The following is a 1,416-nucleotide window of genomic DNA, read 5'->3' on the forward strand; positions in this document are numbered from 1 at the left end:
AGCCGCCAGCCGAAGCCGACATTCAGCGCCATTTCCGCGTCAGCCCGCCGTCAGTCCACCAAATGATCGTCACCCTCGAACGAAACGGCTTCATTCGCCGTCAGCCCGGCGTTCCCCGAAGCATCGAAATTCTCCTGCCACCCGAAAACTTGCCGATCCTCGAATGGCTCGGTATCAAAACGTCAAAATCACTGTGATGAACCACTAGTTGGCCTCGGCCGCTTGATGGATTTCGTCGCTCGTGAGGCGAACCTCAAGGTCGGCGCTCTCACCGTCATTTCCACTCACGCCGAAATCGACCAGCCGCGACGGAATGGAAAGTCGGCGAGCCGTTCCGATATCGGCGCGATGATCACCAAGTTCGATCAGGCCGCGGCCCCTCTCGCCGCGTGAGGGCCGGAGAAGGGAAGTTCGAGGGTCTGCTGGTCGTCATCGCGGGCCGCGAGACCGTAGATGTGATTCACGCCGGAGATGAACTCGGCCTGGCCGCCATAGCTCGGATGACGCACGACTTCTACTGTGACATCGAGGCCGTTTAGAGCGATACCAGCATCGCGTCCGATCGCCACGATCCTGCGCGGTTTGATCATCGCAATGAGAGCCATGAGCAACGGCCACGTGGCCTCCCGCTCGGCCCTGGTGTGGCACCGATTCGAGAAGGGGTCATCGGCTTCGTGCGGATGGAGTGGAAATATATTCCACAATACGGCGGGCTCGCCGATCCGGGTCAGAACGCTCCAGACGATGGCGGCGGTGCGCTCGGCGACCACCGGGCCTCGCGTCGCACGATCCAATGAGATGCCACCCATGAGAGCCGCCGCTTGACTAAGGTGAACCTCGTCGGTCAAAGGCACGCCCGTTCTGCGACCTCCGCGATATCCAAGATCGCGCGCGATCCAAATCGTATCGACCTGTGTGGCTATAGCTGCCTCGAGGCATCGTACGAGATTGCGCCGCCGGACGCGCGCCGCGTCGGCTCGATCATGAGTCGGACAGCAGTCGGCATAGGGGTTAAACACCGAAGGAAGACGGATTTGAGCAAGGACTTCGGCAAACGATCTGGGCGTTTTCACGGGAGTGTCTCGATTCTAAGGCGGCGATTGTTCGTATCGATATGAAGACGCCCACGCCGATGCTCGCGCAGAAAGCGGAAAGCGGCATAGCCCTGCAAGATCGCTTCTTCCCAAAGCCACAGCGGAATTTGCTCGGCTTCATATCCAGCGACGAACTGGCGGACATGCTTCAGCATATCGAACGGCAGTTCGCCTACCTTCACGTCGGCGAAGAAGTCTAGTACCCGGAATCAGAGCTGAGTGATACGGCGCCCTGTGAAGCGGCGTTGACGGACCTTTTTCTTGGTCCAGACGAAGGGCTCGGCTTTGTCGTTGTACGCGTTGACGTAGGCATCGATGTGTT

4 protein-coding genes and 1 pseudogene are annotated in these 1,416 nt (G+C 59.5%); 2 read left to right on the forward strand and 3 right to left on the reverse strand.

Annotated features, from left to right (window positions below; genetic code table 11):
- Both ACZYOF_RS43730 and ACZYOF_RS43735 read left to right on the forward strand, forming a co-directional pair.
- A partial coding sequence (locus ACZYOF_RS43730; RefSeq protein WP_463719584.1) for a LexA family protein occupies positions 1-197 on the forward strand: 197 nt, incomplete at its 5' end.
- Between the two features lie 28 nt (positions 198-225).
- On the forward strand, positions 226-393 hold the full coding sequence (locus ACZYOF_RS43735) for a hypothetical protein (RefSeq protein WP_463719585.1): 168 nt from the start codon (positions 226-228) through the stop codon (positions 391-393).
- Here the strand turns inward: ACZYOF_RS43735 and ACZYOF_RS43740 are convergent.
- The 3 genes and pseudogenes from ACZYOF_RS43740 to ACZYOF_RS43750 all read right to left on the reverse strand — a co-directional run.
- The gene (locus tag ACZYOF_RS43740; RefSeq protein ID WP_463719586.1) at positions 366-848 is read right to left on the reverse strand and encodes a uracil-DNA glycosylase; all 483 of its coding nucleotides are present in this window, start codon (positions 846-848) and stop codon (positions 366-368) included. The two genes, ACZYOF_RS43735 and ACZYOF_RS43740, sit on opposite strands and share 28 nt — an antisense overlap.
- A gap of 221 nt (positions 849-1,069) precedes the next feature.
- A complete protein-coding gene (locus ACZYOF_RS43745) occupies positions 1,070-1,249 on the reverse strand; it encodes a hypothetical protein (RefSeq protein WP_463719587.1) in 180 nt (59 codons plus the stop codon).
- A gap of 54 nt (positions 1,250-1,303) precedes the next feature.
- Positions 1,304-1,416: pseudogene (locus ACZYOF_RS43750) on the reverse strand (IS630 family transposase); the annotation flags it as partial.

Source organism: Bradyrhizobium sp. LeoA1Lang, assembly GCF_055413685.1.